This window comes from Actinorugispora endophytica (assembly GCF_004363075.1).
In the GTDB taxonomy this organism is placed as follows: domain Bacteria; phylum Actinomycetota; class Actinomycetes; order Streptosporangiales; family Streptosporangiaceae; genus Actinorugispora; species Actinorugispora endophytica.
The window spans coordinates 30,565-44,244 of the sequence record NZ_SNYN01000007.1; the positions used below are offsets into that span (position 1 = coordinate 30,565).

Genomic DNA, 13,680 nt, shown 5'->3' on the forward strand with positions numbered 1-13,680 from the left:
CCCTTTCCCTCCGGTTCGTCCTGATCATTCGGGGAAGCCCCTTCGGACGTCCCGGAGCCGTCACCACGTGGCTCAACGCCGCTACTCATCCGGCCTCCCCTCCTCGCCCGCGCACCCTCCGGGGCCGACCGCCGACCCCGGTCCATCGTCCCGGACGGTCTTCGGCCACCCCGACCTGACCTGGCGGAAGCCCCTCCCCTCCACCGGCGCGCCGGACACCTGGAAAACAGCGGACGCGGAAATACCACGCCCCCCGGATGATTTTACGAAGAATCCATATTGGAAGCGCAGATATCGCACAGGATTCTCGGCCGTTCAGGTCCCGATTGGGGAACGGACCGCGACCGCCGTCCTCTCTCACAGGGTTCCGGCGGCGATGGCGGGCGGAAAACAGGCCCGGCCGCCACGCCGGGCACGGGCGCGCCGACGGTCCCGGGCCGCCCCGGGTTCGGCGTTCGCCCCCCTCAATGTCCGCGGTGTCCGTTTTTCCGCCGACCGTGGCCTTTTCGGGGTCTCAATCACCTCCGAGACCCCGAAAAGGCCACGGTCAGCGGGAGACCGGGTCCGCGCGACCGTCGCCGCGCAGGACGACGACCAGCAGCGCGCCTCCCGCCAGCAGGACCATCGCCACGCCCACGAGCAGCATCACCCGCGCCCCGGTCATGGCCAGCCCGCCGCCGTCGCTGCTGCCGGCGGCGTCCGAACGCACCTCCACACCGCCCTCGGCCGGAGCGCCGGCCGTTCCCGGGAACGCCTCGGCCCGCCAGACGAGGGTGAAGCCGACCGAGTCGGTCTGCACCACGTTTCCCGTCCCGGCCGGCAGCCGGAGGCCGATCACCACCTCGACCTCCCCTCCCCCGGGTACCGTGAGGATCTGTCCGCTGCCCTCCCCCGCCGCGTCCAGCGTGGAGCTGAACAGCCGCTCGTTCTCCGGAACGCCGACGTGCATCCTCAGGTGCGCGCCCAGCTCCCCGTTCCCCGCGCCGCAGGTGTCGTCCTTCAGGGCCTCCGGAGCGCTGCACCCGTTGTCGTCGTTGTCCGGGCCCTCCACCCGCAACCCGACGGTCACCGGCTCGGCCCGCTCGTTGACCACGGTCACGGACCACGACTCCTGGTACCCCGGGGCGATGTCCGGCACGTCGATGGAGTGCATACCGCTGACGTCGACGTCCGCGCCGATCCGGACGACGCCTCCCGGACCGGGGTCGGAGGCGAACGCGGCCCCGCCGGAGGCGGAGACCAGCGCGCAGCACAGCACGGGTACGACCATCCGCGCGGCCGCCGCGCGGGGCCTGCCGCGCTCACGCCGGATCATGGGAGCCGCCTCTCGGTCTCACAGGGACGACCCCGCCGAGGCGTGCGGGTGTCCGTGGGGGGAGAAGTCCCCTTCCCCGGAGCGGCCGGGGCCGTCCTGCCCGTCGTGCTGCCCGTCGGATCCGCCCGGCTCGGACGTTCCGGGGGAGTCGGGGAAGCCCGGGGAGTCGTCCTCCTGCCCCTGCGTGGCCTCGGCGTCGGGGACGCTCCCACCGCCGTCCGGGCCCGTTTCCCCGGTCGGCCCGGTGCTGGGGCCCTGGGAGGGCGTCGACGAGGGCGAGGGGGACTGCGAGGGGGACTCGGACGCCTCCGGGGACGGGCCGACCACCTCCAGGGGAGGCGTGGTCGCGCGCACCGTGAAGGCGGCTTCGGTGCCGTGCGGGTGGGAGAGCGTCACGGCGGCCGCGACCGAGACGGCCGCGACCAGCAGCACCGGTCCGAGACGGCGGGCGCCCCGGCCGCGGCCTTTCACGGCGCCCGTCGACGGGGGCGGATCCAGCGCCGGGCCGCCGACGGCCCCGTCAGCGCGATTCACGTCCATGATCTCGATCCTCAACCGGGTCGCGCCGTCCGGTGACCAGGCCCGGCGGCTCATCCGCGACGAACGCGAATATGGTGCCTTACACTGCCGTTCGCGGCCACGCTGATCATCGCCAAAAAAGGGGGAAACGACTTCGTTCACTTTGAGGATGACCAGAACCCCCGCCACCGGCAAAGTTTTTCCCAGCAGACTGGAAGGATCGGTGGCAGGAGGTATTCGCGGACGCGATCTCGCCAATGAGCGTATGCCTTCTGGGTGCGGACAAAGCGTCACATCCCCCTGACCGTCCCGCTGCACCGGTCCTCGCACCGCGCGTCACACCGCGGGCGAGAGGACCCGGCAACGGGACGGTTCGACGCATGCTCATCCCCCCGCCGCCCGGCGCGTCTCACGGGCCCACCGCCTTCCGTCGGCCCATCCCCCATGCTTCGCCTGGCAGTGCAGCTTGAAAGGAAGTGGACCTTCGTGGCCACCAGCAAGAGTAGAAAACTCATCGCAGGACTGGGCGCGGCCGCGGTCATCGGCGCGGCGGTGGCTATCACCGGTGGCACGTACGCCTACTTCACCGACAGCGCGCAGACCCCCGAGCAGACCATCACCGCGGGCGACCTCACGGTCCTGGTCGGCCAGAACGGCAGCGGCCCCGCGGACAAGCCCGTCAGGGTGCAGAACGCCGCGCCCGGCGAGGTCTACGTCCAGGACCTGACCCACCCGTGGTTCGGCGAGGACTGGTACCGCATGAGGGTCACCAACGACGGCAGCATCGACGGCGAGATCAACTCCCTCGAGATCACCGAACTGGCGGGCAGCACCCCCAACCTGGCCGACCGCCTCCAGATCCGCGCGGTCGTCAAGCCCCTCGACTGGGAGCCCGGGTCGTGGGAGGCGAGCAGCTTCGAGTCCCTGGACACCGGCGCGCTGACCAGCCTGCCGGGCGACCGGACCCTCCTCTCCGGGGAGTCCACCTACATTTACTTCCAGATCCAGTGGCCCAACGGCACCCCCGAAGAGGACAATCCGTACAAGAACGCCACCACCTCCTTCACGTTCCAGGTCAACCTGGACCAGAAGAACCAGGGGCGCTGACACCGACCGGAGGCCCCGCACCGGATCCCCCGCCCGGTGCGGGACACCGCGCGCCAGCTGCGACCGTCGAGATGAGGCGCGAGAATGAGGAAGAGGACCGCCCTGGTCTTGGGCGCCGCCGCGACCGCGGCGGCGCTGCTCCTGTCCGCAGGCGGCACCTACGCCTACTTCGCCGCGAGCGCGGTCTCCCTCCCCGGTGAGATCACGGCGGGCGACCTGACGGTCGAGGTGGACCACCGCGCCCCGGACAGCGGCAGCGGCCCCGTCGGTCTCAGCGAGGCCGCGCCGGGGAGGCGCTGGCCCGCGTCGGCCGAGGAGTCGTACGGCCTGGTCATCACCAACACCGGCTCGATCCCCGCCGGTATCGACTCGATCGACCTCGTGGTGGCCGATGGCAGAGCCGTCCCGGACCTCAGCGAGGCGCTGGAGATCCGGTACAGTCTCACCCCCGCCGGGCACGACCCGGACTGGTCTCGCGGCAGCGGCTGGACCGGGCTCGCCTCGGGCCCGGTGCTCGACCTGCTGCCCCGGCGGCCCACGGTGCTGCGTCCCGGCCGGTCGGGCGAGCTGCACTTCCAGCTCCGCTGGCCGGACGGCGCCCCCGAGTACGACAATCGCTTCCAGGGCGCGGGCACCGAGTTCGTGTTCAACGTCGGGCTCGGTCAGGCTTGATGCGGTCTCTTGGTGGGGGGAAGCGGATGAGGCTACGGAAGCCCGCGCTGGTGGCGGTCAGCGCGGTCGCCGTCATCGCCGCCATCTGCGGCGTCCTGCTGAGCACCCAGGCCGCTTTCACGGCGCGCACCACCGGTGCGACGCTGCCGATCACGGCGGGACGGCTCGCCGTGGAGCTCACGACCTCCTCGGGCACGCGGGAGCCGGTCTCCGTCGACCTCTCCGAGGTCGGCCCCGAGATGATGTGGCCCGAGGCCGACTCCCTGCCGATCTCCCTGGACAACACCGGCGACCTCGACTGCGTGCTCACCCGGTTGGAGACCGTGGAGGTCCGGGACGGCGGCCCGGAGGGCGCTCCGCAGCTGAGCCGGGTCCTGGAGGTCGCCGTCAGCGGCGACCCCGCCCAGGACTGGCACGACCCGGCGCTGGAATGGCACCGCGTCGCCACCGAGGCCGAGCCGGAGGGCCGCTCCATCGCCTCGGAACTGGGCGACCTCCCTGTCGGGGCCACCCGGACGCTCTACCTCAAGGTGCGTTTCGGCGCGGACGAGGCCGCCGCGTACTCCGCGTCCACGGCCGCCTTCCGACTGGTCGTCACGGTGCGGCAGCTCCTCTGACCGCCTCCGCCGTGCCCCTGCCCGTGCGGTGCGGGGAGACGTCGGCCGGGCCCGCCGGACGACCACGGCGGCGACCGGGCTCCGGACGCGCGGCGGCGCGCACCGAATATTAAGCAACCGTTGATCCGTTCGTTACGCGGGCTTTTCCATCTCCCACAAGGGAGTATTCATCGTCTTCGCGTAAGGTCGCGCATCTCTCACGCGCTTTTCATGTGGAGTCTCGTAAGATCGACCTGCCCGTCCGCTGCCGTTTCCCTCGGCGCCTCCCTGACCGGGCCCCACCGCTTGGCGTTTTTCCCAGCCCCCGCCCATAGAAGGCCCCCCAGCCCATGTCCGATGACGCCTCCGAATCCGCCGCGCCCTCCCCAGACGCCGCCCCGCCCCGCCGCCGCAGGTGGCCGCGAGTACTCGCGTGGACCGCCGCGTCGCTGGTGGTGGCGCTGCTGGCGTGCCTGGGAACGGCGTACGCCTACTACCAGTCGCTCCGCTCGAACATGGTCCAGCACGATCTGGGCACGGCCCTCGTCGAGGAGGAGCGGCCGCCCAAGATCGGCGACGACATCAACATCCTCTTCATCGGGTCGGACGGGCGCGAGGGCGGCAACGCCGAGTACGGGGGCCGGGACTTCGTCGGCGAGCGCTCCGACTCGCTGATGCTGGCGCACATCTCCCCGGACAACGGCGTCACCGTCGTCAACTTCCCCCGCGACTCGCTCGTCCAGCTGCCCGAGTGCCCGGCGTACGAGGGCACCGAGGGCACCTCGGGCTACTACGGCATGATCAACGCCGCCCTGTTCCACGGCGGGCCGCCGTGCGCGGTCAAGACGATCGAGACGCTGTCCGACATCCGCATCGACCACTTCGTGCACCTGAACTTCGTCGGGTTCCGCGACATGGTCGACGCGGTCGGCGGGGTGGAGATGTGCATCCCCGAGCCCATGAAGGACCAGCGCTCCAAGCTCGACCTGGAGGCCGGCAACCAGGTCCTGAGCGGCGAGGACTCGCTGGCCTTCGTGCGCGCCCGCTACGAGATCGGCGACGGCGGAGACCTCGGCCGGATCGACCGCCAGCAGATGTTCCTCGGCGCGATGGCCTCGCAGGTGACCAGCGGCGACGTCCTGACCAGCCCGACCAGGATGACCTCGCTGCTCACCGCCGTCACCGAGCACACCGCGACGGACGCGGACCTGACCCTGGACACCATGATCTCGATCGGCGCGACGCTGTCCGACGTCGAGCCGAGCGACATCGCCTTCTACACGGTGCCGTGGTGGCAGGCCCCCTACGACCCGAACCGGGTGGTCTGGGACGAGGAGAAGGCCGACCAGCTGTTCCGGGCCATCAACAGCGACCAGGCCGTGGGCGACGCGCTGCTGGAGACCGGCGAGCCCGCGGCCCCCGAGTCGTCCCCGTCGGCCGAGCCCTCCCCGTCCTACCCGGCGGAGCCCTCCACCGAGCCCGTCCAGGAGCAGCCGAGCCAGCCGCCCGCGAACGCGATCGAGGGCCGCGACGCGACCTCGAACCCCTGCGTCAACGGCCTCGGCCTGGGCACCGAGGAGTAGGCCCCTCAGCCGCCGGGGGCGTCCGCGCCCCCGGCGACCGGCACGGTCCACTCCAGGACCGTGCCGCCGCCCGGGCGGGGGGCCGTGGTGAAGCGGCCGCCCAGGGCCTCGGCCCGGTCGGCCATGTTGCGCAGGCCGCTGCGGCGCCCCTCCCCGGTGATCCCGACGCCGTCGTCGGCGACCTCCAGGCGCAGCGTCCCCCCGGACGCGTCCACGCTGACGTGCACCTCACCGGCGTGGGCGTGCCTGGCCACGTTGGACAGCGCCTCCCGCAGCACGGCGAGCAGCTGCTCGCCGGCCTCCCCGGGCACCGACGCGTCGATCGGCCCGTCCAGTGCCACCCCCGGCCGGCAGGGCAGGACCCGCGCGGCGCTCTCCACCTCGCCGAGGATCCGGCCGCGCAGGGACGTCTCCCTCGGGACCGGCGAGGTCTGGAGCGCGAACACCGTGGAGCGGATCTCCCGGATCGTCCCGTCCAGGTCGTCGATGGTGTGCTGCACGCGCTCGCCCGCCTCGGGGTCGGCGATCAGCCGGATCGTGCTCATCAGCGTCATGGCGGAGGCGAACAGCCGCTGGATGACGATGTCGTGCAGGTCCTTGGCGATGCGGTCGCGGTCCTCCAGGACGACGAGGCGCTCGGCGTCGCGGCGCGCCTCCGCGAGGTCCAGCGCGACCGCGGCCTGCCCGGAGAAGGCCGTGAGCACGCCGCGCGCCGCCGAGTCGAACGGAGTGCGCGGCTCTTCCCTGCCCAGCAGCAGCACGCCGCGGGTGTGGCCCGGCGCGCCGAGCGGGACCAGCAGGCCCGGGCGGAAGTCCTGCCCGGCGAACAGCGGCGGGGTCGCCTCCCGCAGGTCGGGGATGGTGACGGCCGTGCCGCTCCGGTACACGCCGCCGCACTCGGTGCCCTCGACCGGTATGTGCGCGCCCAGGACCTCACCGCCGCCGTCGCCCTCGATGATCTCGGCGACGAGGTGCGAGCCGTCCGCGTCGGGAAGCAGCACCACGGCGACGTCCGCCCCCGCCATCCTCCGGGCCTGCTCCGCCAGGTGGCCCAGGACGTCCTCGGCGGCCGCCCCGGACAGCAGCCGGGTGGTGATCTCGGTGGACGCCGACAGCCAGCGCTCCCGCCGGCGGCTGTCCTCGTACAGGCGGGCGTTGGCGATGGCGACCCCGGCCGCCGTGGCCAGCGCCGTCACGACCGCCTCGTCGTCCTCGTCGAACTCCCCGCCGCCGTGCTTCTCGGTGAGATACAGGTTGCCGAACACCTCGCCGCGGACCTGGACGGGCACGCCGAGGAAGGTCCTCATCGGCGGGTGCCCCTCGGGGAAGCCGCCGAAGTCGGGGTGGTCCTCGATACTGCTCAGGCGCAGGGGGCGGAGGCCCCGCGTGGTGTGGGCCAGGAGGCCCCGGCCCTCGGGGCTCCGGGTCACGCCCCGGACCTGCTCGTCGGTCATGCCGATGGGGATGAACTCGGCGATCCCGCCCTCGCCGTCCAGCACGCCGAGCCCGGCGTAGCGGGCGTCGACCAGCCGCGCGGCGGCTTCGGTGAGCCGGCGCAGGACCGTGGCGAGGTCCAGGTCGCCGCCGATGGAGACGACCGCCTCCAGCAGCGAGTGGATCCGGTCCCGGGTGGAGAGCGCGTCCTCCAGGCGGGCCTGGACCTCGACGAGGAGTTCGTCCAGCCTCGTCTTCGGGAGCAGCGGGCGCTCGGAGCTCTCCGGGGCCTCGGGCACGGGTCCACACCTCCAACGCGGTCCAAGCCGTCCCCCGGGCCCCGCTCCGGAGAGGGGCCCCCGGTCGTCCAGGACCGAGGAACCCCTGCGGGCGAACGTCCTCCGGCCGGGCCGACCGCGCCCGCCCCGTCCGCCGGAAAGCAGGAGGGCGGCCCCGAGCGCTTCGCTCGGGGCCGCCCGATGTCCGGCGCCCCGGCCGGGTCCGCGCTCCCGACCGGGGCCGCTGGGGGGTGCGTATCGACCGTCGCTGTCTGCCGCCACGGCCGAGAGGGGGGCTCGTCCGCACCCCGGCCCCGCAGGGCCTCCTCTTCACCGCGGCCGGGGACCGCACGTCCCGGCCGCTTTCTCTAGTGAACCCCACAGCCCGGGGGCGCGGCAGCGGCACAAGGGCCGGACATTCGGGGGCCTTTGGTCCCTGTGGAGCCTCCGGCGCGGGGGTGGTCCGCGCACGGGTGCTTCGGGTGGGCCGTTCGGCCTCGCGCCACGCGGACCGCGAGGCGACGGCGGGCGGCGACGGCGGGCGCCGGTCGATGCCGCGCCCACGATGTCCGTCGCGTGAGGGTCTCGTTGCCGGTCGCGGGCTTTCCGCCCGTCTCGGGGCCGGGAGGGGCGGAAAGCCCGTGATCATTCCGAGCGAGGGCGGAACGGGCCCTCGAACCCCGCGGCGCGGCCACCACCGGGTCCCGCATCGGAGGCTTCCCGCTCTCCGTTCGCCCCCGGTCGATTTCCGGGAACCCGCCCACGTGCCGGGGAGATCATGCTACGGTCACTGTTCGTAACGGAGCGAACTGTCAGCTACCGTTTCGTCACTCAAAGCATTCGTCCAGTGGGGAGTCGTCCGTGGAGTGGAGCAGTCGGGGGGAGCGCGCACCGCGCCTCACCGGCGACGCCCGCGCCCGGGCGGCCTCCGCCGTGCGCCGCCTCGTCGTCGCGGGCGGTTTCGCGCTGGCCGCCTGGGCTCTCGGATCGGCCGCTCCGGCCTGCGCCGACGCGCTCGACAGCATCACCGAGACGACCCAGGCGGTGACCGGGGCGCCCACCGGGCACCGCACCGCCGGCCCCGGCCTTCCGGCCGTGGCCGAGGCCGCGGAAAGCGTTGTGGACGGGACCCGGACGGTCACCGCCGACGCGGTGCCCGTCCCGACGGTGGCCGAGCGGATCCCCGAGCCCGACCTCCGCGTCCTGCCGGACGCGCGCGTCCTCCCCTCCGAGCCCGCCCCTGGCGAGCACGGAAGGGTCGCGGTCCCGGACGGCGACGAGAGCGTCCCGGCGGCGGTCACCGTTCCCGACCCCGAACCGGCGGCCGCGCCCGCCGGACGGCACGACGTCCCCGGCGGGAAGCGGACCGGCTCCGCGCACCACGTCCCCGACACCGGGGCCACCGCCGAGGACCCCGCGGACACCGGCACCGGCGCCGGGTCTCTGCCCGGCGTTCCGGACCGGGCTCCCGCGAAGTCCGTCCCGCCCAACTCCGCCCCGGGCCAGGCCCCCGCCTTCACCGGCGTGTTCGTCGGGTACCTGACGCACCTGCCCGCCGCGCCCGGTCCCGCCGCGCCCGCGTCGCTCACCGGGCACGCCCCGGCCCTCGTCCCGCAGCAGCACGCGGACGAGCACTTCTCCTTCCCCGACTAGGGCCGACCGCCGCCGACGACTCTCCGGCGGCAGAACGGGGAGCCCGCACCGCCGCCCGACGGCGCGCGCCCCTCCCCCGCCCCACGGCGCCCTCCCAGCCCCGCCTCTGGGGGCTGTCCTGAGCCCCGTGCGCACATCCCGCACGAGGTTCAGGTCAGCCGGTGGTCCGCCAGACCTCTTCGCTGACACCCCGGCACCCGCCCGCGCGTCATTCCGGGCGGCCCTGCCGCCGACGACCGGACACCCTCCTGCGGAACGGCGCCACCGCGCCCCGCAGCATCCGTCACGACAACACGGAGGACCCATGTTCACGTTCGCCCGCACGACCGCCAAGGCCGTCATCCTCGCCGCCGGAACCGCCGGGTTCATCGCCCTGGGCGCCGGCATCGCCTCCGCGGCGGTCCTGGACGGGGCCGCCGAAACGCGGCCGCAGCTCTCCCCGGAGGAGCTGACCAGCGTCCCCGGGGACCTCGTCGGCCCGTACTCGCCCACCCTGGCGTCGCTCTCCGACCAGGTCGGCGGCGAGGTGAGCGACACGGCCGGGGTCCGGGACGCGCTGCGGCTGGTCCCGGCGGACTCCGCGCGGCTCCTTCCCGTCCAGGAGCGCCACGCGCAGCGCTCCGCCCAGCCGGACCGCGACATCCCCACCGTCGACGGCCTGCTCGACGAACTCGCCGGCATCGACGCCACGTTCACCCCCGTCACCGACACCAACCGCCACGCGCAGCACTCCGTCCTGCCCGACCGCGACATCCCCACCGTCGACGGCCTGCTCGACGAACTCGCCGGCATCGATGCCACGTTCACCCCCGTCACCGACACCAACCGCCACGCGCAGAGCGACCGGGGCTTCGTCGAGCGCCAGGTCGTCGGCTCGCCCGTCACCGAGCTGCCCGGCGACGTCCCCGGCCTGGTCCAGGCCGCCGCGGACGACCTGCCCGTCAGGGTTCCCACCCAGCTGGAGAACGTCGGGACCGGCGTGCTGAACGCCCAGCCGCCCGTGGGACGCCAGAGCCAGGTCTCCCCGCTCCCCCTCCGGGTGTCCACCCCGCCCACGCGCCCCGGATCGGCCGACCTCACGGTCTGGCCCGGCACCATCACCGAGACCGAGACCGCCCGCACCGCCGAGCAGACGGTCGACGGCCTGGTCCCGAGCCTCTAGCCCCTGACCGGGGGCACCGTCCCGGAAGGCGGCGCCCCCGGTCAACGGCCCGGGCCGCGCTCCCCGGAGCGCCGCCCGCCTCGTCCACACACCGAAAAGGAACCCCTGACATGTTCACGTTCGCCCGCACGACCGCCAAGGCCGTCCTCCTCGCCGCCGGAACCGCCGGGTTCATCGCCCTGGGCGGCGGCGTCGCCTCCGCCGCCCTCCCGGCCGACGACGTCACCAGCCCGCTCGACGGGGTCCGGACCGTCCTGCCGACCGATCAGGTCTCCCCCCGCTCCCTGACCGGCCTGCCCGAAGCGGTCGGGGTCCCCCAGAGCGCTCCGGCCGACACGGGGATCATGCCCACCGTCGACGACGCGGACGACCTCGACCACCGCCTGTCCGAGCTGTCGGACCTGCTGGCCCCGGCCACGACCGCGGAACTCGCCCACCAGGCCCGGGTCCAGCAGAGCAAGGTCGAGGCGGTCCTCGGCGACGCGACCGAGCTGACCTCCACCAGCGACCTCGTCGGCGCCACCACCGGCTCCCTGGGCGCCCCCGTGCCGCAGTCCGGGTCCGACGCCGTGCTGCCCCCGATCGGCGGCGCGACCGACCTGCTCGGCTCCCCGCTGGGCGGCCTGTCGCTCTGAGCGTCCCTCTGACCGGGGCGGGCGGCCTGGCCGCCCGCCCCGGTCAGCCCCCGTTCGGCGGAGTCCAGTCCTCAAGGGACCACGCCATCTCCCAGAACCGGATCTCGTGGTGGCAGCTGACCTCGAAGGCCCGCTCCATCCGCTCCCGCTCGGCGGGACCGGCCCCGGCCGCGAGGCCGTCCAGGAGGGAGCGCATCGTGGCGACGGCCTCCCCGCCGGAGGGCTCCGCGTAGAACGACCACCAGCCGTGGAAGGGGTGGTCCTCGCCGGGTGCGGCCTCGGCCGCGAAGCGCCGGGCCGCCCAGCCGTAGGTCCACGGGCAGGGCAGCAGCGCCGCCACCAGCACGCCGAGCGTGTCCCGGCCCGCCGCCGACATGTGGTCCACGTACGCCTGGGCGCTGGGCGCGAGCCGGTCCACCTGCGCGTCCTCGTACGCGGTGCCCGCGAACGCGCACAGCGCCTCGTGCGCCTGGCCCTCCTCGCCGAGCGTGTAGGCCACGCTGTCGTGGAAGAACCGCATCCACTCCCGGTCGGGGGAGAGCGTCAGGCCCAGTCCGTAGCAGCGGACGTAGGCGGTCAGGTACGCGTGGTCCTGTCCGACGTAGTGCAGCACCTGCTCCCTGCCCAGGGTTCCGTCGCGCATGCCCCCGAGGAAGGGGTGCCGGTAGAACGCCTCGAACAGGTCCGCGTGCCGACGGCCCAGATCGGCCGTGAATCCGGTCTCGTCAATGGCGACGGGAAGCATGCCCACCGTTCTCCGCTCGTGTGAACGAGATCAGGTTCGACGGGTTCGGGCGCGCGGCCCGTCTCAGTCCCCCGGTGGGACACCCCGCGTGGTTACGCCCGTCACGTTAGCGGACCGCCTCCGCGCCGGTTCGACCGGTGCGGTCGATCCCGCTCACGGCGCAGAACTCGTTGCCCTCGGGGTCGAGCAGGACCTGGAAGCTGCCCGCGGTGTCGGTGACGATCCCCCCGACGAGACGCGCGCCGAGCGCCGCGAGTTCGGCCGACGCCGCGTGGATGTCGGCGACGGCGACGTCGATGTGCAGCCGGTTCTTGCCGCTCTTGGGCTCGGGGACGCGCTGGAAGGCGACCCTGGTCTGCCCGGGCGGGTCCACGTAGGACCAGTCGGGGCTCCGGTCCACCGGCTCGCCTCCCAGGACCCGCGCCCAGAAGACCGCGAGGGAGGCCGGGTCCGCGCAGTCGACGACGATCTCGTCAAGCTCTCCCACTGCCATGGGGGGAGTCTAGGGAGTCTCCGACCCGGGGGCGACTCGGGCTCCACCTCCCGCTGATCTTGACCTTTTCGGGGTCTCAGAGACGGTTGAGACCCCGAAAAGGTCAAGATCACCGGAGAGAGCGCCAAACACCCCCGCGCCGGAGACTCTCCAGGGCGTGCTCAGGAGGGGATCCGGCGGCCGGTGATGATGTCGGTCACGATGCGGATGAAGTGGGACCGGCGTCCGGGCGCCCACGGCCGCAGCGGAAGTTCCTCGAGCACGGCCAGTTCGCCGGGGTCGGTCACCGCGCGGCCGAGCCCGACCACCATCACCGACCAGCCGGTGCGCCCCTGAACGTCGTAGTCGTCCACCTCGAACGCGACCACCGTGTCGCGGGTGGCCCGCGCGAGCTTGGAGTCGGGCGACGTGCGGATGACGATGTCCACGCCGTGCATGGTGAAGTTGACCGGTTGGACCGCGGGCAGGGCGCGGTCGGTGAAGACGATGCGCCCGATCGGCGCCTGGGCCAGCAGCCGCAGGCACTCGTCCCGGTCGAGCACCTCCAGTCCGGCCGTGTCGGTGGTCTTCGTGTCCTGCTCCTCCACGCTCACGCCCGCCTCCCTTCCGGATGACTCCCCACCCCTCGGCGGGGATCAGTTGCCCCTGTTGCGCAGTTGGGCGACGAGGACCGCCGCCTGCGTCCGGCGCTTGAGGTCGAGCTTGGCGAGCAGGCTCGACACGTAGTTCTTGACGGTCTTCTCCGCCAGGTAGAGCCGGTCCCCGATCTGCCGGTTGGTCAGCCCCTCGCCGATCAGTTCGAGGATCTGGCGCTCCTGCGGGGTGAGCGAGGCGAGCGGGTCGGTCCTGCCGCCGTTCCCGCGCAGCCGGTCGAGCATGCGCGCGGTGCTCTTCGGGTCCAGCAGCGAACCGCCCGCCGCGACGGTGCGGACCGCCCCGACCAGGTCGGCGCCGTGGATCTGCTTGAGCACGTAGCCGGCGGCGCCCGCCATCACCGCGTCGAAGAGCGCCTCGTCGTCGGCGAAGGAGGTGAGCATCAGGCACGCGATCTCGGGGTGCCCCGAACGGATGTCGCGGCACACCCCGACACCGGAGCCGTCGGGCAGCCGGACGTCGAGCACCGCCACGTGCGGGCGGACGGTGGGGACCCGGCTCATGGCCTGCTCCGCCGTTCCCGCCTCGCCGACGACGCGCATGTCGTCCTCGCCCTCCAGAAGCGCGGCGACGCCCCTGCGCACCACCTCGTGGTCGTCGACCAGGAACACCCTGATCGGGTCAGGCGTCACCGCCTGCGACATCGCTCGCCTCCACGTCTCTCGTCCCCCGCCACGACCGTAACCCTCCGGATCGGAGCGGGCCGCGCCGAACGGCTCGATTACCCCGCCGAAGGTCCCGAACCGGACGAAAGGGACTTCCGGGTGCGGAGGCCGGGCGGGCCCCGGCGAAAAGATCGCGGGCGGGGAATTCGGCGGGGGGCAGGGTCGTTGT

The 13,680-nt window shown here is 73.4% G+C and carries 14 protein-coding genes and 1 riboswitch; of the genes, 7 read left to right on the top strand and 7 right to left on the bottom strand.

The genetic code is table 11. The features are described from left to right. Window positions 1-547 precede the first annotated feature (547 nt). Both EV190_RS11695 and EV190_RS11700 read right to left on the bottom strand, forming a co-directional pair. On the bottom strand, window positions 548-1,315 hold the full coding sequence (locus EV190_RS11695) for a hypothetical protein (RefSeq protein WP_133741559.1): 768 nt from the start codon (window positions 1,313-1,315) through the stop codon (window positions 548-550). An 18-nt stretch (window positions 1,316-1,333) separates the two neighbouring features. After that, window positions 1,334-1,855 carry a hypothetical protein gene (locus EV190_RS11700; RefSeq protein WP_133741560.1) on the bottom strand — a complete coding sequence of 174 codons (522 nt, stop codon included), beginning with the start codon at window positions 1,853-1,855 and terminating at the stop codon, window positions 1,334-1,336. 465 nt (window positions 1,856-2,320) lie between these two features. On the opposite strand from EV190_RS11700, the gene EV190_RS11705 reads away from it, so the two are divergent. From EV190_RS11705 to EV190_RS11720, 4 genes are all read left to right on the top strand, one after another. Continuing rightward, window positions 2,321-2,941 (top strand): TasA family protein, encoded by a 621-nt coding sequence (locus EV190_RS11705; RefSeq protein WP_133741561.1) that lies wholly within the window; start codon window positions 2,321-2,323, stop codon window positions 2,939-2,941. An 84-nt stretch (window positions 2,942-3,025) separates the two neighbouring features. Beyond that, window positions 3,026-3,613 (top strand): SipW-dependent-type signal peptide-containing protein, encoded by a 588-nt coding sequence (locus EV190_RS11710; RefSeq protein WP_133741562.1) that lies wholly within the window; start codon window positions 3,026-3,028, stop codon window positions 3,611-3,613. A gap of 26 nt (window positions 3,614-3,639) precedes the next feature. Continuing rightward, window positions 3,640-4,230 carry a hypothetical protein gene (locus tag EV190_RS11715; RefSeq protein WP_133741563.1) on the top strand — a complete coding sequence of 197 codons (591 nt, stop codon included), beginning with the start codon at window positions 3,640-3,642 and terminating at the stop codon, window positions 4,228-4,230. A gap of 329 nt (window positions 4,231-4,559) precedes the next feature. Continuing rightward, entirely contained in the window at window positions 4,560-5,792 is a 1,233-nt protein-coding gene (locus tag EV190_RS11720; protein WP_133741564.1) for an LCP family protein, read from the top strand. A gap of 5 nt (window positions 5,793-5,797) precedes the next feature. Here EV190_RS11720 and EV190_RS11725 read toward each other — a convergent pair whose 3' ends face one another. Continuing rightward, on the bottom strand, window positions 5,798-7,525 hold the full coding sequence (locus tag EV190_RS11725) for a sensor histidine kinase (protein WP_133741565.1): 1,728 nt from the start codon (window positions 7,523-7,525) through the stop codon (window positions 5,798-5,800). Between the two features lie 840 nt (window positions 7,526-8,365). On the opposite strand from EV190_RS11725, the gene EV190_RS11730 reads away from it, so the two are divergent. From EV190_RS11730 to EV190_RS11740, 3 genes are all read left to right on the top strand, one after another. After that, window positions 8,366-9,157, top strand: a complete 792-nt coding sequence (locus tag EV190_RS11730; protein ID WP_133741566.1) for a hypothetical protein — start codon at window positions 8,366-8,368, stop codon at window positions 9,155-9,157. Between the two features lie 304 nt (window positions 9,158-9,461). Then, window positions 9,462-10,319 carry a hypothetical protein gene (locus EV190_RS11735; RefSeq protein ID WP_133741567.1) on the top strand — a complete coding sequence of 286 codons (858 nt, stop codon included), beginning with the start codon at window positions 9,462-9,464 and terminating at the stop codon, window positions 10,317-10,319. A gap of 110 nt (window positions 10,320-10,429) precedes the next feature. Then, complete coding sequence (locus tag EV190_RS11740) at window positions 10,430-10,954, top strand: hypothetical protein (protein WP_133741568.1); 525 nt, start codon at window positions 10,430-10,432, stop codon at window positions 10,952-10,954. Window positions 10,955-10,997: 43 nt separating this feature from the next. Here the strand turns inward: EV190_RS11740 and tenA are convergent, their stop codons facing one another. The 4 genes from tenA to EV190_RS11760 form a co-directional block, all read right to left on the bottom strand. Further along, window positions 10,998-11,699, bottom strand: coding sequence for a thiaminase II (gene tenA, locus EV190_RS11745; protein WP_133741569.1), 702 nt, complete (start codon window positions 11,697-11,699; stop codon window positions 10,998-11,000). Further along, a riboswitch (TPP riboswitch) is annotated at window positions 11,690-11,796 on the bottom strand. Its footprint overlaps the gene before it by 10 nt. A 9-nt stretch (window positions 11,797-11,805) precedes the next feature. Further along, window positions 11,806-12,192, bottom strand: coding sequence for a VOC family protein (locus tag EV190_RS11750; RefSeq protein WP_133741570.1), 387 nt, complete (start codon window positions 12,190-12,192; stop codon window positions 11,806-11,808). Between the two features lie 161 nt (window positions 12,193-12,353). After that, a complete protein-coding gene (locus EV190_RS11755; RefSeq protein WP_133741571.1) occupies window positions 12,354-12,785 on the bottom strand; it encodes a pyridoxamine 5'-phosphate oxidase family protein in 432 nt (143 codons plus the stop codon). 42 nt (window positions 12,786-12,827) lie between these two features. Continuing rightward, window positions 12,828-13,490 (bottom strand): response regulator, encoded by a 663-nt coding sequence (locus EV190_RS11760; RefSeq protein ID WP_133741572.1) that lies wholly within the window; start codon window positions 13,488-13,490, stop codon window positions 12,828-12,830. Window positions 13,491-13,680: the final 190 nt, after the last annotated feature.